Source organism: Variovorax sp. RCC_210, from assembly GCF_041355175.1.
In the GTDB taxonomy this organism is placed as follows: domain Bacteria; phylum Pseudomonadota; class Gammaproteobacteria; order Burkholderiales; family Burkholderiaceae_C; genus Variovorax.
Map to the genome: position 1 here is coordinate 72,173 of NZ_JBFUPJ010000003.1, position 19,370 is coordinate 91,542.

A 19,370-nucleotide genomic window follows, 5' to 3' on the forward strand; every position below is an offset into this window, starting at 1 on the left:
TCATCCCTCCCAAGGAGCCACCATGACTTCCATCAAGACCCCCGCCGACCGCGACGACCTTCACCTCGACCCGATCACCGGCGAGCCGGGCATGCACCCCGTGGGCACCGGCGCGGGTGCCGCGGGCGGCGCTGTCGCGGGTGCGGCCGTCGGCGCCATCGGCGGTCCGGCCGGCGCCGTGGCCGGCATGCTCGTGGGCGCCGTCGTCGGCGGCATGGGCGGCAAGGCCGTGGCCGAGCGCATCAACCCCACCGCCGAGCACAGCCACTGGCAGAACGAGTTCACCCGCGAGCCCTACTACGAGCCGGGCCTGAGCTACGAGCACTACGCGCCCGCCTACGAGCTCGGCTGGAGCCGCCGCGCTACGGTGGACGACGAGTTCGCCGCCGTCGAGCCCTCGCTGGCGCGGGAATGGGAAGCGCGCCGCGGCGCCTCGTCGCTCACCTGGGAGCAGGCCCGGCCCGCGTCGCACGCGGCATGGGAACGTGCTGACCGGCTGTACATGCGCGAAGAAGACATGTCGTTCCCCGCGACCGTGGAAGGTGAGGCTGCAGGCGAGGGCGACGCCCTGTCGAACGACGACGTGGTCGACGTGCTGAACGACGTGCTCGAAAACACCCGCGACGGCGAAGCCGGCTTTCGCACCTGCGCCGAAGAAGTGGAAACCGCCAGCCTGAAAGAACTGTTCGCCACGCGGGCCGCGCAATGCCGCGAAGCCGCCGCGCAGCTCTCGCAGATCGTCGTCACCTACGGCGGCAAGCCCGCCGAAGGCGGCACGGCTTCCGGTGCGCTGCACCGCGGCTGGGTGCAGCTCAAGGCCGCCGTGGGCGCCAACAGCGACCTGTCGATCCTGGAGGAATGCGAGCGCGGTGAAGACACCGCCGTCGCGCGCTACCGCAAGGCGCTGAAGCAGCGCCTGCCGCTGGGTGTGCGCCAGGTGCTGCAGTCGCAGGCGCAAGCCGCGCAGCGCAACCACGACCAGATTCGCGACCTGCGCAACGCGGCGCGGGTGGCGGCGCGCACCTGAGTGCGAAGCTGAATACGCCTGTGCCCGGGCACTACCAAGTTACCAGGCGCAGGCGTTTTTCAGATCAGCGCGTGATCGATCCGCAGCAGCGGGTCCGCGCCGCTGATCAGCGAGCTGATGCTCGCGCTCGACAGGTTGTTGCCGTCGAGCTGAATGCTGGCATCCGCGTTCGCCAGTCCACCCGTTTCGTTCAGCTTGCCCGTGGTGCTGATCTGCAACGTCGACACGCCGCCCGCCGTGGTGATCTTCAGGAAGTTGTCGATCGTGTCGTCGGTCTCGCCTTGCAGCAGGTCGCGCAGGTCGAGGCGGTCGCCTTCCTTGGCGTTGAAGTCTTTCACCACGTCCTTGCCGATGTCGCCCTTCTTCCAGATGAAGGTATCGGCGCCCGAGCTGCCTGTCAGGGTGTCGTCGCCCTGGCCGCCGACCAATATGTCTTTGCCGGTGCCGCCGTCGAGCAAGTCGTTGCCGCCCTGGCCGAACAGGACGTCGTCGCCTGCATCGCCGAACAGGCTGTCATTGCCATCGTGGGGCCTGGACACGTCGAACTCGGCGAGGTGGTCGGTGATGTATTCGTGCTCCTTGCCCAGCGTGACCTTGGCAGGGTCAACCCCGGTCCTTAGCGCCACATCGGCCTTCAGGGCCGGCTGACCTTCACCGGCAATGCCGTTGAACCCCACCAGGTCGCCGAAGAGAACATCGTCGCCATTGCCTCCGTGGACGTTGTCCGCCCCCGGGAGCGTCGCGGTGGTGTGGCTCATGATCGCGTTGATCAAGTCCACCGGCTTTGTCGGGTCGACGCTGGCAATGGGTGTCCCGGCGGAATCGTACGGGGCCAGGTCAGAAAACTTCACCACGTCATTCAGGCCGATGGCCGCCACCTTGGACAACTTGCCGAGCACCGCGAACGCGTCGCGCGAGTTCTTGTCGCTCTCCGCGGTGGCGATGTTGCCAGTGCCGGCGCGGTTCGACAGCTCGAACGTGCCGTCGCCCTGAGCGCGCAAGTTACCCAAAGCTTTCAGGTTCCATTTGCCGTCCTGCAATTCCTGCATCGCGACGCTGCCGTCGTTGTTTACCGACAAGTAGTGAGTCGTGTCCAGATACTTCGAGAACGGCGTTCCGAGTGTGAAGTTGCTCGGCGTCAGCAAGCTGTCGAGCGCAATGTTGAACAGCATCGGATTGGCTTGTTCTTCGGCCTGGTAGTAGGTCGGCTGGCCGTCGGTAATGAAAAAGGTCAGGGCAGCGGCGTTGCGGTTGCCTGTGGCCTGGCTGCTCTTGAAGAAGTTGGCCGTCGTCTTGAACGCATCTTCGTAGTTCGTTCCGCCGCCCGACGCCATCGAATCCACGACAGCCTGAAGCCGGCTCAGGGCATCTTCGTCCTTGAGTTGCACCACGACGTTGTTGTTGACCTGGGTGTCGAAGTCTGTGAGGAAGACATTCACCGCACCTGGCTTGCCGGTGTTCACACTGCTTTTCAGCGCACGGAACACCAGGGCCAGTTGGCTCTTGGCGGAGCTGATCGACGCCGCGTTCATGCTGCCCGAGCTGTCGACAATGAACGCGATGTTGTAGTTCTGGCCTGGAACCAGGTTCAGGCCGCCGATGTCGGCAACCACGATGTCGTTGCCATCGGCACCGGCAAGGGTGTCGTCCTGGGCCGTGCCGGTGATCTCGCTGTAGGTTGCCGGCAGCACCTTGACCGGGATCTTGGCGCTGCTGGCGGCGGTGCCGCCCAGCGATTCGGTCGAAGTCGAGGTCACATCCAGATTGAACGACCCGTTGAAATACGGTGCCGGCTCGATCGCCAAATCGCCCAACGCCCAGCCGGTGACGTCCACGGTGTCGCTGGCCGCGGTGGCGGTAAAGATGTGCCCCGCGCTGTCGATCAGGACGGCACCGACCGGCACGCCCGCGATCTTCACCGACAGGCTCTCCGAGCCATCGGTATCGACAAGCCCCGTGGTCACCCTGGCCAGCTTGACGGTGCCGTTTTCCGGGCCTTCGTTGATCTTGAAGCCGCCAGCAGCATCGCCGGTCGTCGCGACGACGAGCGTTGGCGCGTCCGCCAACGGTGTGATGTCGATGGTCAACACGGCGGCCGTGCCCACGTTCGTGCCGTCGGTCGGCGTGTAGCGGATCTGCGCATAGTCCGCCTGCAAGTTGCCGGTGCCATCTCCGCCATAGCCGTCGGCGCCCGACTCATGCTTGAGCGACTTGAACCTCAGGTTGGCGCCCATGATGTCCGCCTGGCTGACGGTTTGCCCCGGCGTGACGCTCACCCAGGCAGTGCCGTTGTGCCATTGCAGGGTGCCCGAGACCGGCAACTGGGTGATGGTGATTCCCAGGCCCGTATTGCCGTCGGCATCGGTGACTTTGAAGTCGCTCCACGTAAAGTCGATCGCGTGATCTTCCTTGCCCTTGATCGCGCTGCTCACCGCGACCGGCGCGTGGTCGTTGTCCAGCAGGCTGGTCGTGGCGCTCGCATGCGCAGGATCGACCGCGAGCGCCTCGAAGTCGCCGCCGCTGGCGTCGCCGATGGCGACCACGAAGTTCTTCGCCCCTTCCGCCAACTTGTTGTCGATGGTCTTGATGTCGAAGTTCGCGCTCGTGCCGTTGGCCGGTATCGTCACCGAGGCCACGCCGGTGAAGTCCGTGCCGTTTGCCGCCGTGCCGCTGTAGCTCAACGGCACGGTGAGCTCGGTCTTGGCCGGGTTGCTCAAAGTCAAGGTGTAGTGGGCGGTGGCGCCTTCGGTCACCGACGCGTTGCCGGAGATACCGATGGAGGTCATGTCGCGCTGGCCGATCGGCTCGTCGGTGACCGAGGTGGTCACCGTGTCCTTGCCAAGGCTCAGCTGCTCGAACTTCTCGGCGCCGGCGACGCTTTCGAGCTTGTTGACCACGGAGGGCTGCCCGCCAAGGTAGACGTCGTCCCTGGCGGTGATGGTGGCGCTGCCGCTGGCGCCGTTGGCAGGCACGGTCACGACGGTGCCATCGCTCAGCCTGAAGGCCAGCGCGCCATGGTTGTCGATCGGCAGCCCGCCGGCACTGGCCAGGGTCACGGTGTAGGTGACCGGGCCGCCCTCGGCCACCGTGGATTTGTCGGCCGTGAGCGTCGCCATCACTTCGTCGACGGTGTCGCTGACCTGGACAGTGGCGGCAGCACCGATCACCAGGTTCTCGAAGGCCTTGCCATCGATCGTGGCGCCGGTGATGCTCAGGCTGACCGGCGCGCCGTCCTTGTAGACATCGTCGCCTTGCGCTGGCAGGGCATGAACGGCCGTGGTGGTGCCTGCGGCGATGACCACTGTCTGGCCGTCGCTCAGGGTGACCGCCAGGTCCTGCGGCAGCGTCCGGTCGACCTTGACGGTGAAGGATGGCTGTTGGTTCTCCAGCGTCGGGCCGCCGGCCTCGAGGGTGACGTTGACCTTGTCGCCCTGGTTGGTCGGCCCCGCCGGCGTGCCGCTGCCTGGCTCGTCGGCGACGGTCGTGGTGACGGTGCGGCCGTCGAGAAACGGCGCTTCGGGGTTCTCGGCGTCGCCGATGCGCTCGAGCTTGTTGACCATGGGGGCCTGGCCGCCGATGAACACGTCGTCCTTGGCGGCCATCGTGGTGCTGCCGCTGCTGCTGTTGGCCGGCACCGTCACGGTCGTGCCATCGGTGAGCGCGAAGGTGCGGGCGCTGTGCGTGTTGCTCGGCAGGCCGGCGGCATCGGTCAGCTTCACGGTGTACGTGACCGGCTCACCTTCAACCACTGTCGACTTGTCGACGCCGAGCGTTGCTGTTTGGGCGGGTGCGATGTCGACCGTCACCGTGGCCACGTTGCCCAGCGCGTTGCCGTCGGTGGGCTGGAAGCGGATCTGCGCGTAGTCGGCCTGTCGATTGCCGACGCCGCTGCCGCCGTAGCCATCGTCGCCCGACTCGTTGGCCGCCGGCATGAAACGCAGCTTGCCGGCGTCGATGTCGGCCTTGCTGAAGGTTTGGTCCACCGCCACGTCTTTTTCGACCGTGCCGTCGAGGTAGCGCAGCGTGCCGCTCGCCGGCAGCGTGGTGATCTTCAGGCCCAGATCGGCGGCGGCGCTGTCGGTGTCGGTGATGCCGAAGCTGGCCCACTTCAGCGGCAGCGAGGTGTCTTCGACACCCTTGACGATGCCGCCCGCGGCCTCTGGTGGCGCGTTGAGCAGCTTCAGCGCGGTGGTCACCACGCCGGGCGCCGGCGACAGCGACTCGAAGTTGCCGCCTTCGGCCTTGGCGATGGCATTGGTGATGACGATGGGTGGGCCGTTCTTGGGTGAACCGGTCGGCGCCATGGCCTGCGCCGTGCCGCTGGTCTCGCCGGGACGGATGGTGATGACTTCGCCGTTTCGCAACGTGACCGCCAGGGGCGCGGCGCCTTCGGGCACGGCCACGGGCACGGTCGCCGTGTAGGTGATCGGCGCGCCTTCCTCCACGGTCGGCGTGGCGGTGAGCGTGACGGGTGTCGGGTCGTTCGCGTCGGTGACAGCGGTGAACGCCGGCGCGGGGGTTGCCACGAGATTCTCGAAGTTGCCGCCGCTCACGCCGGTGATGGCCGCGGTGACGGGCGCGTTGTTCTGGAAGATGTCGTTCGGCGCGGTCGCCTGCACCGTGCCCGTGGTCTGGCCGGGCGCGATGGTGATGACGAGCGGCCCGGTGAGCGGGTTGCTGTCTTCGAGCGTGACGACGACCGGGCTGCCGGTGACCGCCGTCGGCACGGTGGCCGTGTAGGTGATCGGCTGGCCTTCGGCCACGCTGGGCGTGGCGGTGAGCGATACGCGCGTGGTGTCGTCCGTGTCGGTGACCGCGGTGCGCACGGGCTCCTTGTTGGGCGCGAGCTTGTCGAAGCTGCCGCCGCTCACGTCGGTGATGGCGGCGCTGACGGGCGGGCTGCCCTTGAACACGTCGTTGGGCGCCGTGACCTCCAGCGTGCCGGTGGTGCCGTCGACCGGAATGGTGATGGTCTTGCCTTCGCCCAGTTGCACGACCAGGGGCGTGCCCTGAACGGGCGCCGACACCGTGGCCGTGTAGACGATGGGCTGGCCTTCGGCGACGGTGGCGGGTGCGGCGAGCGTGACCGTGGTGGGCTCGTTGACCTGGGTGGACACGGGCGAGGGGTTGGGCGCCAGTTGCTCGAAGTTGCCGCCTGTGACGCTGGTGATGCTGTTGGTGAGCACCGGGTTGGTGGCGGGCAGGTCGCTGGGCGCTGTGGTCTGCGTGGTGCCCGTGGTCTGGCCGACCGGGATGGTGATGATTTCCCTGTTGGCCAACGTCACCACCAGCGGCGTGCCCCTGACCTCGCTCGGCACCGTCGCGGAATAGGTGATCGGGTTGCCTTCGGACACTGATGGCGTGGCCGTGAGCGTGACTGCGGTGGGGTCGTTCACATCGGTGATCGCTGTGGACACCGTTGCCGGGTTCGGCACGAGGCTCTCGAAGTTGCCGCCGCTGACGCCGGTGATGGAAGCAGTGACAGGCGCGTTGTTCGCGTAGACGTCAGCGGGTGCTATGACCTGCACGGTGCCGGTGGTCTCGCCGGGCTGGATGGTGATCGTGAGCGGGCCGGTAAGCGGATTGCTGTCCGCGACCGTGACGACGACTGGGCTGCCGGTGACCTGTGCGGACACGGTGGCCGTGTAGGTGATGGGCTGGCCTTCGGCCACGCTGGGTGTGGCCGTCAGGGCGACAGTCGTGGTGTCGTCCGTGTCGGTGACCGCGGTGGATACGGGATCCTTGTTCGTGGCCAGCTTGTCGAAGTTGCCGCCGCTCACGTCGGTGATCGCGGCGCTGACAGGCGCACTGCCCTTGAAGATGTCATTGGGCGCAGTGACGCTTGCCGTGCTTGAACGTTCTCCAAGCGGAATGGTGACGGTCTGGCCGTTGTTCAGCGTGACGACGAACGGCGTGCCTGTCACAGCCGACGGCACGGTCACGGTGTAGACGATAGGCTGGCCTTCGGCGACCGTGGTGGGCGCGGTGAGCGTCACGGAGGTGGGCTCGTTGACCTGCGTGGACACCGTTGCGCGGCTCGGCACCACCTGTTCGAAGTTGCCGCCCGTCACGCGGGCGATGCCGTTGGTGAGCACCGGGTTGGTCGCGGGCAAGTCATCGGGCGCGGTCCGCTCGGCGGTGCCACTGGTGGCGCCCACGGGAATGCGGATGATCTCGCCGTTGGTCAGCCGCACCACCAGCGGCGCCCCCCTGACCTCGCTCGGCACCGTGGCCGTGTAGATGATCGGATTGCCTTCGGACACCGATGGCGTGGCCGTCAGCGTGACCGGCGTGGGCGTGTCCACGTCGAAGATTTCGGTGGATGCCGCTTCCTTGCTCGGCACCAGCTGCTCAAAGTCGCCACCGCTGACACCGGTGATCACGGCGTTCAGGGGCGCGTCGGTCGTGTAGACGTCGTCGGGCGCATCGGCTTGCGCCGTCCCCTCGGTCTCTCCGGGCTGGATGGTGATGGTGAGCGGCTTGCCGAGCGGATCGCCGGTGTTGACCGTGACGACGACCGGGCTGCCTGTGACGACCTGCGGCACGCGGGCCGTGTAGGTGATCGGCTCGCCTTCGCGCACGGCCGGGGAGGCGGTGAGCGTCACCGGCGTGATGTCGTCGGCATCGACGACGGCGGTGGTCACGGGCGTCTTGTCGGTGTCGAGCTTGTCGAAGTTGCCGCCGCTCACGTTGGTGATGGCTGCGGTGAGGGACGGATGGCCCTTGTACACGTCGCCAGGCGCGTCGAAGGTCGCGGTGCCTGTGGTCTGGTCGACCGGAATGACGATGGTGTGGCCGTTGTCCAGCGTGACGACGAACGGGGTGCCGGTGACTTTCGTCGGCACCGTCACTGTGTAGGTGAGCGGCTGGTTTTCCACCACCGATTGCGGCGCGGTCAGCGTCACCGAGGTGGGTTCGTCGACCCGGGTGGACACGGGCGAGGGGTTGGGCGCCAGTTGCTCGAAATTGCCGCCTGTGACGCTGGTGATGCTGTTGGTGAGCACCGGGTTGGTCGAGGGCAAGTCGCTGGGCGCGGTGGTCTGCACGGTGCCAGTGGTCTGGCCGACCGGGATGGTGATGACTTCTCTGTTCGCCAATGTCACCACCAGCGGCGTGCCCCTGACCTCGCTCGGCACCGTGGCGGTGTAGGTGATCGGGTTGCCTTCGGAGGCGGATGGCGTGGCGGTGAGCGTGACCGCGGTGGGGTTGTTCACATCGGTGATCGCTGTGGACACCGTTGCCGGGTTCGGCACGAGGTTCTCGAAATCGCTGCCGCTCACACCGGTGATGGATGCGGTGACCGGCACGTTGTTCGCGTAGACGTCGCTCGGTGCGATGGCCTGCACGGTGCCCGAGGTCTGGCCGGGCTGGATGGTGATCGTGAGCGGGCCGGTGAGCGGATTGCTGTCCGCGACCGTGACGACGACCGGGCTGCCTCTGACCGGTGCAGGCACGGTGGCCGTGTACGTGATCGGCTGGCCTTCGGCGACGCTCGGCGTGGCGGTGAGCGTGACCGGCGTCGAATCGTTCACATCGGTGACAGTGGTGGACACCGGCGTCGTGTCCGGCACGAGTCGCTCGAAGTTGCCGCCCGTGACACCGGTGATGGCAGCGGTGACGGGCGTGTTGTTCGTGTAGACGTCGCCAGGCGCGGCGACCTGCACCGTGCCTGTGGTCTGGCCGGGCTGGATGGTGATGGTGGGCGGGTTCGGCGTGCCGTTGTCGAGCGTGACGACGACAGGGCTGCCGGTCACCGCGTTCGGCACGCTGGCCGTGTAGGTGATCGGCTGGCCTTCGGCCACGCTCGGCGTGGCGGTCAGCGTGACGCGCGTGGTGTCGTTCGTGTCGGTGACGGCGGTGGACACCGGGGTGGTGTTCGGTACGAGGCTTTCAAAATTGCCGCCGCTCACGCCGGTGATGGAGGCGGTGACCGGCGCGTTGTTCGTGTAGACGTCGCCAGGTGCAGTGGCCTGCACCGTACCCGATGTCTGGCCGGGCTGGATGGTGATGGTGAGCGGAGTTGGCGAGCCGTTGTTGAGCGTGACGACCACGGGGCTGCCGGTCACTGCTGTCGGCAGAGTGGCCGTGTAAGTGATCGGCTGGCCTTCGGCCACGCTTGGCGTGGCGTTCAGGGTGACGGGCGTTGCGTCGTCCGTGTCGGTGACCGCAGTGGTTGCGGGGCTCTTGTCGGTCGCGAGCTTGTCGAAGCCGCCGCCGCTCACGTCGGCGATCGCGGCGCTGACAGGTGCACTGCCCTTGAAGATGTCGTTGGGCGCGGTGACGCTCGCAGTGCCCGAACGTTCTCCGACCGGAATGGTGACGGTCTGGCCGTTGTTCAGGGCGACAACGAATGGCGTGCCAGTTACCGGCGTCGGCACGGTCACTGTATAGACGATGGGCCGGCCTTCTGCCACCGATGCCGGTGCCGTAAGCGTCACGGAGGTGGGTTCGTTGACCTGCGTGGAAACACGTGCGTCGCTCGGCACCACCTGTTCAAAATTGCCACCGGTCACGCTGGCGATGCCATTGGTGAGCACCGGGTTGGTGGCGGGCAGGTTGTCGGGTGCGGTCTTGTCGACGCTGGCACTGGTCGCACCGACCGGGATCGTGATCACCTCACCGTTGTTCAGCGTGACCACCAGCGGAGTTCCCTGCACTGCGTGCGGCACCGTGGCCGTGTAGGTGATCGGGTTGCCTTCGGACACCGACGGCGTGGCTGTGAGCGTCACGGGCGTCGGGCTGTTCACATCGGTGACGGCCGTGGACACCGGGGTGGTGTTCGGCACGAGATTCTCGAAATTGCCGCCGCTCACACCGGTGATGGCGGCGGTGACGGGTGCGTTGCCTGTGTAGACGTCGCTCGGTGCAGTGGCCTGCACCGTGCCCGAGGTCTGACCAGGCTGGATGGTGATGGTGAGCGGATTCTGCGAGCCGTTGTCGAGCGTGACGACAACGGGGCTGCCGGTCACGGCTGTCGGCAAAGTGGCGGTGTAGGTGATCGGCTGGCCTTCGGCCACGCTCGGCGTGGCGGTCAGGGTGACGGGTGTTGCGTCGTCGGTGTCGGTGACCGCGGTGGACACCGGGTTCTTGTCGGTCGCGAGCTTGTCGAAGCTGCCGCCGCTCACGTCGGTGATGGCGGCGCTGACCGGCGCGCTGCCCTTGAAGACGTCGTTGGGCGCGGTGACGCTCGCAGTACCGGTGGTCTGGCCGACAGGAATGGTGATGGTGCTGTTGTTGTTCAGCGTGACGACGAACGGCGTGCCCGTCACGGCCGTCGGCACGGTCACGGTGTAGACGATGGGCTGGCCTTCGGCGACCGTGGCGGGTGCCGTCAGCGTCACCGTGGTGGGTTCGTTGACCTGCGTGGAAACCGGCGTGCGGGTGGCGGGCACCGCCTGCTCGAAATTGCCGCCCGTGACGCTCGCGATGCTGTTGGTGAGCACCGGGTTGGTCGCGGGCAGGTCGCTGGGCGCGGTGATCTGCACGGTGCCGGTGGTCCGGCCGACCGGGATCGTGATGACTTCCTGGTTGCCCAGCGTCACCACGAGCGGCGTGCCTTCCACCGGGTTCGGCACCGTGGCCGTGTAGATGATGGGGTTGCCTTCGGATGCGGATGGCGTTGCCGTGAGCGTGATGGGCGTCGGGTCGTTCACATCGGTGATGGCGGTGGACACCGGCGTCGTGTCCGGCACGAGATTCTCGAAATTGCCGCCCGTGACGCCGGTGATGACGGCGGTGACGGGTGCGTTGTTCGTGAAGATGTCGTTGGGTGCGGTGGACTGCACCGTGCCCGAGGTCTGGCCGGGCTGGATGGTGATGACGAGCGGGTTCGGCGTGCCGTTGTTGAACGTGACGACGACGGGGCTGCCGGTCACTGCTGTCGGCACCGTGGCCGTGTAGGTGATCGGCTGGCCTTCGGCGACGCTCGGTGTGGCGGTGAGCGTGACTGGCGTCGAATCGTTCACGTCGGTGACAGTGGTGGACACCGGGGTCGTGTTCGGCACGAGATTCTCGAAGTTGCCGCCCGTCACACCTGTGATGGCCGCGACGACAGGTGGGTTGCCCGCATAGACGTCGCTCGGCGCGGCGACCTGCACGGTGCCGGTGGTCTGTCCGGGCTGGATGGTGATGGTGATCGGTGTCGGCGTGCCATCGCTGACCGTGACGACGACGGGGCTGCCTGTCACTGCCGTCGGCACGCTGGCCGTGTAGGTGATCGGCTGGCCTTCTGCGACGCTGGGCGTGGCGGTGAGCGTTACCGGTGTCGGGTTGTCGACGTCCGTGACGCTGGTCGAGACCGGCGTCGTCTTCGGATCGAGCTCTTCGAAGTTGCCCCCGGTGACGGTCGCGATGGCGTTGGTGACGGGTGCGTTGCCCCGGAGGGTATCGTTCGGTGCGTTGGTGGTGGCGGTGCTTTGGGTTTCGCCGACCGGGATGGTGATGGTTTCGCCACCGCTGAGCTTGATGACGAGCGGACTGCCGGTCACCGGCTTCGGAACGGAAGCGGTGTAGGTGATCGGTTCGCCTTCAGCAACGGTGGGCGTAGCCGTCAGCGTGACCGGCGTCTTCTCTACAACGTCGGTGACGCTGGTCGAAACAGGCGTCGTGTTCGGAGCAAGCGCCTCGAAGTGCCCACCCGAAACGCTCGCGATGTTGTTGGTGACAGGGGCATTGCCCTTGATCGTGTCGTTCGGCGCGTGGGTGACAACGCTGCCTTCGGTCTGGCCGACGGGAATGGTGATGGTCTCGCCATTGCCGAGCTTGACGACAACCGCGCTGCCGGTCACTTTGGTGGGCACCGAGGCCGTGTAGGTGATCGGGCCGCCTTCGAGAACATCGGGCGTGGCCCTCAGCGTGACAGGCGTGCGCTCGATCACGTCGTCGACCGCGGTCGTCACCAGCTCGGGGCTCGGCACCGCGCTCTCGAAGTCGCCGCCTCCCACGTGCGCGATGTGGTTGACGACGGGCTCGTTGTCTTCCATTTCGTCGTTCATCGCGGCGGTGACGACGCGGCCTTCGGTCTGGCCGACGGGAATGGTGATGGTCTCGCCGTTGCTCAGCTCGACGACGAGCGGCACGCCGGTCACTGCGGTGGGCACCGACGCCGTGTAGGTGATGCCGCCGCCCTCGAGCACGGTGGACGTGGCGCTCAGCGTGACGGGTGTCGGCTCGGCCACGTCGCCGATGTCTGTCGACACCGGTGTACGGATCGGCACCGCGTTTTCGAAGTCACCCCCTTCGATGCGCGCGATGCTGTTGACCACGGGCTCGTTGCCCAGGAAGTTGTCGTTCGGCGCCGTGGTGACGACGCTGCCTTCGGTGGCGCCGACGGCGATGGTGATGGTTTCGCCGTTGGCCAGCGTCACCTTGATCGGGCTGCCGGTGACCGGCGTGCCCACGGTGGCGGTGTAGGTGATGGGACCGCCTTCGAGCACGGTGCGCGTCGCGGTCAGCGTGATCGGCATGGCGTCGTCGACGTCGGTGACCTCGGTGGACACCGGCACGGTGTTCGTCATCACGACGGGGGCGTTGCCGCCCTCGATGGACTCGATGCCGTTGACGACGGGGTCGTGTCCGCGGAACACGTCGTTCGGTGCGGTCGTCTGCACGGTGGCCGTCGTCATGCCCACGGGAATGGTGATGCGCTCGCCGTTCCACAGCTTGATGACGAGCGGGCTGCCGCTGACGGGGGTAGAGACGACGACGGTGTAGGTGATGCTGCCGCCCTCGGCCACGGAGGGCGTCGCGGTGTAGGTGAGCCGCATGTTCTCGGGCGCGGGGCTCGGCGTGGGTTCGATGCTGTTGCCGGACGCCGGAACGCCCATGCCTTCGCCTTCAGGCAGGTACTTCTTCGGCGCGGCATGAGAGAGGCTGGCAGTGCCGGTCTCGATGCCCGTCACCGGGCTCACCTGGCCCGCGGTTTCCTGCAGCAGCACGAAGGTGTGGCCGTTGTCGTCGGGGTCGGTCTCGCCGGGCTTGGCCTGCGCGTCATCGGGCACCAGGGTGAGCTTGACCTTGGCCGTTGCCACCTGCTTCAGCTTGCCGGCCAGCGCCCTGTCTTGCCCGGGCGCATTGATCGGCTCGAACACGGTCGGTTTCATCGCGCTCCACAGGCTGTCGCCACCCAGGGACAGCGAGCGGCCGTCCTGCAGGGCCAGGGTGACCGCACCGGCCGCGCCGGTCATGAGCTGGTCGTTGGCGTGCAGCTTGTCGCCCTCGATGAGCAGGCGACGGATTCCGCCGGCCGGCAGGAAGACCGCAAGGCCCACAACACTTTTGACGATGGCGATGGCAACGGCACTGATCATGGAATGCGACTCCGAAGGGAATGGAAGGGAAAGGGGGGAGGAAAAGAGAAAGCTGCCGCACATGCCGTGGGAGCCGAATCGGCGCGAGTCTGTCCGTGACCCTTCGCACCGCACATGGGAGTACTCCTAAAAGGCGATGCGACCCCGGTTGGCCCTCCGAAACGTGAACTAATCGGCCTTTTGCAGGGGAAGCAGGGCAAATATGCCCACCTGCTTGCGTCTCTGGAAATGTTGATAGGAAAAGTACTAAGCCAACATTTCCTCGCGCTTGTCGAGGCGCTGGTGCATGCGGTGCCATGACATTTAGGAATGCTCCTAACGCGCCTTCGGAGCGGCGTCCCTAGAATTTTTCGCACCGCCTCATGGCCTGTCTCGCCGGTTTTTACCCACTCAAAAGAGAAGGGGGACGGCGAAGAATTTATGGACCTCCCCCGCATGCGTTTCCTCGTCGTCGCTTCCTTTCTTTCTCTTCCCCTGATCCTGCCGATTGCTCCTTCTGCGCACGCGCAAACGCTTTCCGAAGCCATGCAGCACGGGCTGAACGCGCACCCTGAAATCAAGGCCGGCGCCAACGCGCGGCTGTCGGTCGACGAGCAGCTGAAGGCCGCGCGCGCCGGCTACCTGCCGCAAGTCGACCTGCTGGCCGGCCGCGGCCGCCAGGGCGTCGACACCCCCGGCACGCGAACTCCCGAGCGGCACGACCATGTGGCGCTGACGCGCGCCGAAGGCGGGCTGCAGATCAAGCAGATGCTGTTCGACGGTTTCGCGACACGCAGCGAGGTCGAGAGGCAACGCGCCACCGTCAATGCGCGCGCCTACGAGCTGATGGGCAGCGCCGAGCGCATCGGGCTCGGCGTGGTGCAGGTCTACCTCGACGTGCTCAAGCGCCGCGAGCTGGTGCGGTTGGCCGAGGTCAACCTGGACAACCACCAGCGCATCCTCGAGCAGATTGCCTTGCGCACCGAACGCGGCGTGGGGCGCCTGGTCGACCTGAGCCAGGCCAAGGCCCGGCTCGCGCTGGCGCAGAACAACCTGAGCACCGAGAAGACCAACCTCGCCGACGCGCAGGTCAACTACTTCAGCGTCGTGGGGCAACAGCCGGTCGATCTGAAGATGCCTACCGGCCTGGGGAGCCTGGGCGGCCCGAGCGGTGCATCGGGCATTCCCGATGCGCTGCCCACGAGCCTGGACGTCGCACGCCAGGAGCTGCTGGGCAACAGCCCGCACCTGAGCGCGGCCGAAGCCGACATCGGCGCGACCGAAGCCCAGTACCGGGCCGCCACATCGACCTTCTACCCGCGCGTGGACGCCGAGCTGTCGCTGGGCGCGGACAACAACATCGACGGCGCGCGCGGCCACCGCAACGACTGGCAGGTGATGGTGCGCATGCGCTACAACCTGTTCGCCGGCGGGCGCAACAGCGCGGAGCTGCGTTCCAAGTCGCACCAGGTCAACCAGGCCAAGGACATTCGCGACAACGCGCTGCGCGTGCTGAACGAAGACCTCGGGCTGGCCTGGAACGCGCTGCTGAATGCGCGCGAGCAGTTCCCCATCGCGCAGCAGTACGCCGAGCAAAGCCAGCGCGTGCGCGATTCGTACCGAAAGCAGTTCACGCTCGGCGACCGAACCTTGCTCGACCTGCTGGACAGCGAGAACGAGTTGTTCACCGCCTCCCGCCGGCTCGAAGACGTGCGCTTCGTGGAGCTGTTCACGCAGTACCGCATCAAGTCGAACATGGGGTCGCTGCTGCGCAGCCAGGGCGTGGTGGCGCCCACGGCCTCCGTGCCGCTCGATGTGCTGAAGACGAGCGCGCGGCTGCCGCTGGCGCAGTGAAGCCCAACCTTTCATGAACGAAGGAACCCTGGTCGCCATCGCGCCGCAAGCACCGGTCCGCCACGACCCACGCCAAGAGCCGCGCGATGACCCACGTGACGGCCCACGCAGCGACCCCCGCGAACGTCACGACGACCCGCTGCTCGACAGCCTGCTCTCCCTGTGCGCGCTGCACCAGAAGCCCGTGAGCCGCGGCATGCTGACGGCAGGCCTGCCGCTGCCGATGCAGCGGCTCAGCACCGACCTGCTGCCGCGCGCGGCCGCGCGTGCCGGCCTGCAGGGCCGCTGGCTGCGCCGCAGTCTGCGCGACATTCCGGCGCTGGCGCTGCCCGCGCTGCTGCTTTTGAAAGGCGGGCGCAGCGCCTTGCTGCTCGGCTGGGAAGGCGAGGGCAGGGCGCGCATCATGCCCAGCGAGAGCGAAGGCGGCGAGGCCAACGTGAGCGTCGAGTTGCTGGACGCCCAGTTCAGCGGCCAGGTGTTCTTCGCGCAGCCGCGGCACCGCTTCGACTTCAGCCACGGCGAGCTGGTGCCGCGCACGGCCTCGTGGTTTCGCGACACGCTGAAGCGCTCGCGCTGGCTGTATGTCGATGCGGTGGCCGCGACACTGCTGATCAACCTCATCGGCCTGGGCACGCCGCTGTTCGTGATGAACGTGTACGACCGTGTGGTGCCCAACCAGGCCGAGGCCACGCTGTGGGTGCTGGCCATCGGCATCTGCGGCGTGTTTATGTTCGACCTGCTGCTGAAGACCTTGCGCGGCCTGTGCCTGGACCTGGCCGGCAAGAAGACCGACATGGTCATTTCCGCGACGCTGTTCGAGCGCATCGCCGGCATGGCGATGAAGTTTCGGCCGGCGCGCGTGGGCAGCTTCGCGCAGAACATCCACGAGTTCCAGGGGCTGCGCGATTTCCTGGCCTCGCTCACGCTGGCCAGCGTGATCGACCTGCCCTTCACGCTGCTGATATTGGGCGTGATCGCGCTCATCGGCGGGCACCTGGCGTGGATACCGGTGCTCGCGTTTCCGTTGGTGGCGCTCATCGGCTGGGCATTGCAGCGGCCGCTGAAAGACACCATGCAGCGCAGCATGGCGCTGGCGTCCGAACGCCAGTCGAACCTCATCGAAAGCCTGGCCGGGCTGGATGCGCTGAAGGTGCACAACGCCGAGAGCGAGCGCCAGCACCAGTGGGAGCAGACCATCGGCACGCTCGGCCGTTTGGAACTGCGCGCGCGCATGCTGTCGAGCCTGGCCATGAACGCGACCATGCTGCTGCAGCAGCTGGCCGGCATGGTGATCATCGTGCTGGGCGTCTACCAGATCATGGCGGGCCACTTGAGCATGGGCGGGCTCATTGCCTGCTACATGCTCAGCTCGCGCGCGCTGGGGCCGCTGGCCCAGGTGTCGGGTTTGCTGGTGCGCTACCAGCAGGCACGCGTCACGCTGCAGTCGGTCAACCAGATGATGGCGCTGCCGCAGGAGCGCGAAGAAGGGGTGCGGCCGCTGAAGCGGCAACTGCTGCAGGGCGCTATCGAGTTCCGCCAGCTGGAGTTTCGCTACCCGGGCCAGCAGCAGCCGGCGCTGAAGGGCATCGACCTGGTGGTTCGCCCCGGCGAAAAGGTCGGCATCATCGGGCGCAGCGGCTCGGGCAAGAGTTCGCTGGCCCGGCTGGTGGTCGGCCTGTACCGGCCGGACGCCGGCAGCCTGCTGGTGGATGGCATCGACGCGCGGCAGCTCGACGTGGGCGACGTGCGCCACAACATCGGCTATGTGCCGCAAGACATCCAGCTGTTTGCAGGCAGCCTGCGCGACAACCTGATGCTCGGTGCGCGCTACGTCGAAGACGAGCTGGTGCTGCATGCCGCCGAGCTGGCCGGCGTGCATGAGTTCGCGAGCCTGCATCCCGACGGCTACGAGCTGCAGGTGGGCGAGCGTGGGCAGAACCTGTCGGGTGGTCAGCGCCAGTGTGTGGCACTGGCGCGCGCGCTGTTGCTCGACCCGCCCATCCTGCTGCTCGACGAGCCGACCAGCGCCATGGACAACACCAGCGAAGAGCGCATCAAGCAGCGCCTGGCCGATGCATGCGCGGGCAAGACGCTGCTGGTGGTCACGCACCGCCCGTCGATGCTCACGCTGGTCGACCGGCTGGTGGTGGTCGACGGCGGACGCATCGTGGCCGATGGACCCAAGGAGAGCGTGATGCAGGCGCTGAAGAAGGGGCAGGTCAGTGTCAGCTAAGCAGCAGCCACGGCGTGGCCACGCCAGCGACAAGATGCCGCTGCCCGACGTGCGCAAGGCACTCACCGAAGACGCGCCACGCGTCGTGCGCCTCACCCTCTGGGGCGTGTTCGCCTTCGTGGTGTTCTGCCTGCTGTGGGCCCATTTCGCGAAGGTCGACGAGGTGACGCGCGGCGACGGCAAGGCCATTCCGTCGTCGCGCGTGCAAAAGATCCAGAACCTCGAGGGCGGCATCGTGACCGAACTCTTCGTGCACGAAGGCCAGGTGGTGGCGGCCGGCGCGCCGCTGCTGCGCCTGGACGACACCCGCTTCGCTTCCAACGCCGGCGAAACCGAGGCCGACCGCCTCGCGCTGCTGATGCGCGTGGAGCGCCTGACCGCCGAAGTCGAAAGCCGCGCGCTCGCGCTGCCTGCCGATGCCGCGGCCAAGGCCCCGGGCCTGGCGCACAGCGAAACGCAGCTGTTCAACAGCCGCCAGCAGCAGCTGGGTGACGAGCTGGCCGGCCTGCAGGAGCAGCTGGCCCAGCGCCGCCAGGAGGTGCGCGAGCTGTCGTCCAAGCAGGGCAAGGCCGGCCACAACCTGTCGCTGCTGCGGCAGGAAATCGGCATGTCGGAGCCGCTGGTGGCCGAGGGCGCGATTTCGCCGGTCGAGGTGCTGCGCCTGCGCCGCGCCGAGGTCGACAGCCGCGGCCAGCTGGACGCGACCTCGCTGGCCATTCCGCGCGCCGCGGCGGCCATCAAGGAGGTCGAGCGCAAGATCGACGAGACCCGCGGGCGCGCCCGCAGCGATGCGCTCACCAAGCTGAACGAGGCGCGCACCGAGCTCAGCAAGATCCAGTCGACCGGCAAGGCGCTGGAAGACCGCGTCAACCGCACGCTGGTGACCTCGCCGGTGCGCGGCATCGTCAAGCAGTTGCTCGTGAACACCATCGGCGGGGTGATGCAGCCAGGCAGCGACCTGGTGGAAATCGTGCCGCTGGACGACACGCTGCTGGTCGAGGCGCGCATTCGCCCGCAGGACATCGCTTTCCTGCACCCGGGCCAGCAGGCCATGGTGAAGTTCACCGCCTACGACTACACCATCTATGGCGGGCTGAAGGCGCGGCTGGAGCAGATCGGCGCCGATACCGTCACCGACGACAAGGGCAACAGCTTCTACGTGATCAAGCTGCGCACGGACCGGAGCCAGCTGGGCACGGACGCGCACCCGCTGCAGATCATTCCGGGCATGGTCGCTTCGGTGGACATCATGACCGGCAAGAAGAGCGTGCTGAGCTACCTGCTCAAGCCCATCATGCGCGCGCGGGTCGAGGCGCTGCGCGAGCGCTGAACGGAACTCGTGGCCGGCAGCGCCGGGGCCGTCGCGGACCATGGCGGGTGGGGGTGGGCCGCGTACGTAGCGGCCTCCTTTTGCTCGTGCCCGCCGCCTAGGCGGCGCATGGGCGCCGTCCTACCCACGGGGTACCCCGGCGTTCATACATTGACTGCACTGGAGCCGCAAAGGGCGGTTCCGCAGATCAATCAACTCCATGAGGGACATCCCATGAAAAAGCATCTTCTCGTTCTCGCCATCGCTTCCAGCTGCTTCGCCATGACCGCCGCCAACGCGGCCGACGGCATGACCAAGGACCAGTACAAGGTTGCCAAGGAAAAGATCTCGGCCGACTACAAGGTCGCCAAGGCCAAGTGCGACACGCTGAAGGACAACGCCAAGGACGTGTGCGACAAGGAAGCCAAGGGCACCGAAAACGTCGCCAAGGCCCAGCTGGAGCAAGACTACAAGCCCACCGCCGGCCACGCCAAGAAGGTCGCCGAAGAAACCGCCACCATGAACTACAACGTGGCCAAGGAAAAGTGCGACGACCAGTCGGGCGACGCCAAAAGCGCTTGCGTGAACCAGGCCAAGGCCGACCACGACAAGGCCAAGGCCGACATCAAGGCCATGAAGGGCTGAGCCGCTTCATGAGCA

6 protein-coding genes are annotated in these 19,370 nt (G+C 67.0%); 5 read left to right on the plus strand and 1 reads right to left on the minus strand.

The annotated features are described in order from the left end of the window. The first annotated feature begins 22 nt into the window (after positions 1-22). On the plus strand, positions 23-1,027 hold the full coding sequence (locus tag AB6807_RS12485; RefSeq protein ID WP_371084798.1) for a PA2169 family four-helix-bundle protein: 1,005 nt from the start codon (positions 23-25) through the stop codon (positions 1,025-1,027). A gap of 59 nt (positions 1,028-1,086) precedes the next feature. Here AB6807_RS12485 and AB6807_RS12490 read toward each other — a convergent pair whose 3' ends face one another. Next, a complete protein-coding gene (locus tag AB6807_RS12490) occupies positions 1,087-13,335 on the minus strand; it encodes an immunoglobulin-like domain-containing protein (RefSeq protein WP_371084799.1) in 12,249 nt (4,082 codons plus the stop codon). A 435-nt stretch (positions 13,336-13,770) separates the two neighbouring features. On the opposite strand from AB6807_RS12490, the gene AB6807_RS12495 reads away from it, so the two are divergent. The 4 genes from AB6807_RS12495 to AB6807_RS12510 all read left to right on the plus strand — a co-directional run bounded on the left by AB6807_RS12495 (position 13,771) and on the right by AB6807_RS12510 (position 19,355). Then, positions 13,771-15,168, plus strand: coding sequence for a TolC family outer membrane protein (locus tag AB6807_RS12495; RefSeq protein WP_371084800.1), 1,398 nt, complete (start codon positions 13,771-13,773; stop codon positions 15,166-15,168). A 13-nt stretch (positions 15,169-15,181) separates the two neighbouring features. Continuing rightward, positions 15,182-17,401: a type I secretion system permease/ATPase gene (locus AB6807_RS12500; RefSeq protein ID WP_371084801.1), complete on the plus strand. Its 2,220-nt coding sequence runs from the start codon at positions 15,182-15,184 to the stop codon at positions 17,399-17,401. After that, positions 17,391-18,731: an HlyD family type I secretion periplasmic adaptor subunit gene (locus tag AB6807_RS12505; RefSeq protein WP_371084802.1), complete on the plus strand. Its 1,341-nt coding sequence runs from the start codon at positions 17,391-17,393 to the stop codon at positions 18,729-18,731. The genes AB6807_RS12500 and AB6807_RS12505 overlap by 11 nt, the downstream gene beginning before the upstream one ends. Before the next feature lie 213 nt (positions 18,732-18,944). Further along, the gene (locus AB6807_RS12510) at positions 18,945-19,355 is read left to right on the plus strand and encodes a hypothetical protein (protein ID WP_116913911.1); all 411 of its coding nucleotides are present in this window, start codon (positions 18,945-18,947) and stop codon (positions 19,353-19,355) included. The last annotated feature ends 15 nt before the right edge of the window (positions 19,356-19,370 follow it).

Excerpts from the sequence above, each read along its gene's own strand:
- AB6807_RS12485 (WP_371084798.1), top strand. The coding sequence starts at position 23 with ATGACTTCCATCAAGACCCCCGCCGACCGCGACGACCTTCACCTCGAC.
- AB6807_RS12490 (WP_371084799.1), bottom strand. The coding sequence starts at position 13,335 with ATGATCAGTGCCGTTGCCATCGCCATCGTCAAAAGTGTTGTGGGCCTT.
- AB6807_RS12495 (WP_371084800.1), top strand. The coding sequence starts at position 13,771 with ATGCGTTTCCTCGTCGTCGCTTCCTTTCTTTCTCTTCCCCTGATCCTG.
- AB6807_RS12500 (WP_371084801.1), top strand. The coding sequence starts at position 15,182 with ATGAACGAAGGAACCCTGGTCGCCATCGCGCCGCAAGCACCGGTCCGC.
- AB6807_RS12510 (WP_116913911.1), top strand. The coding sequence starts at position 18,945 with ATGAAAAAGCATCTTCTCGTTCTCGCCATCGCTTCCAGCTGCTTCGCC.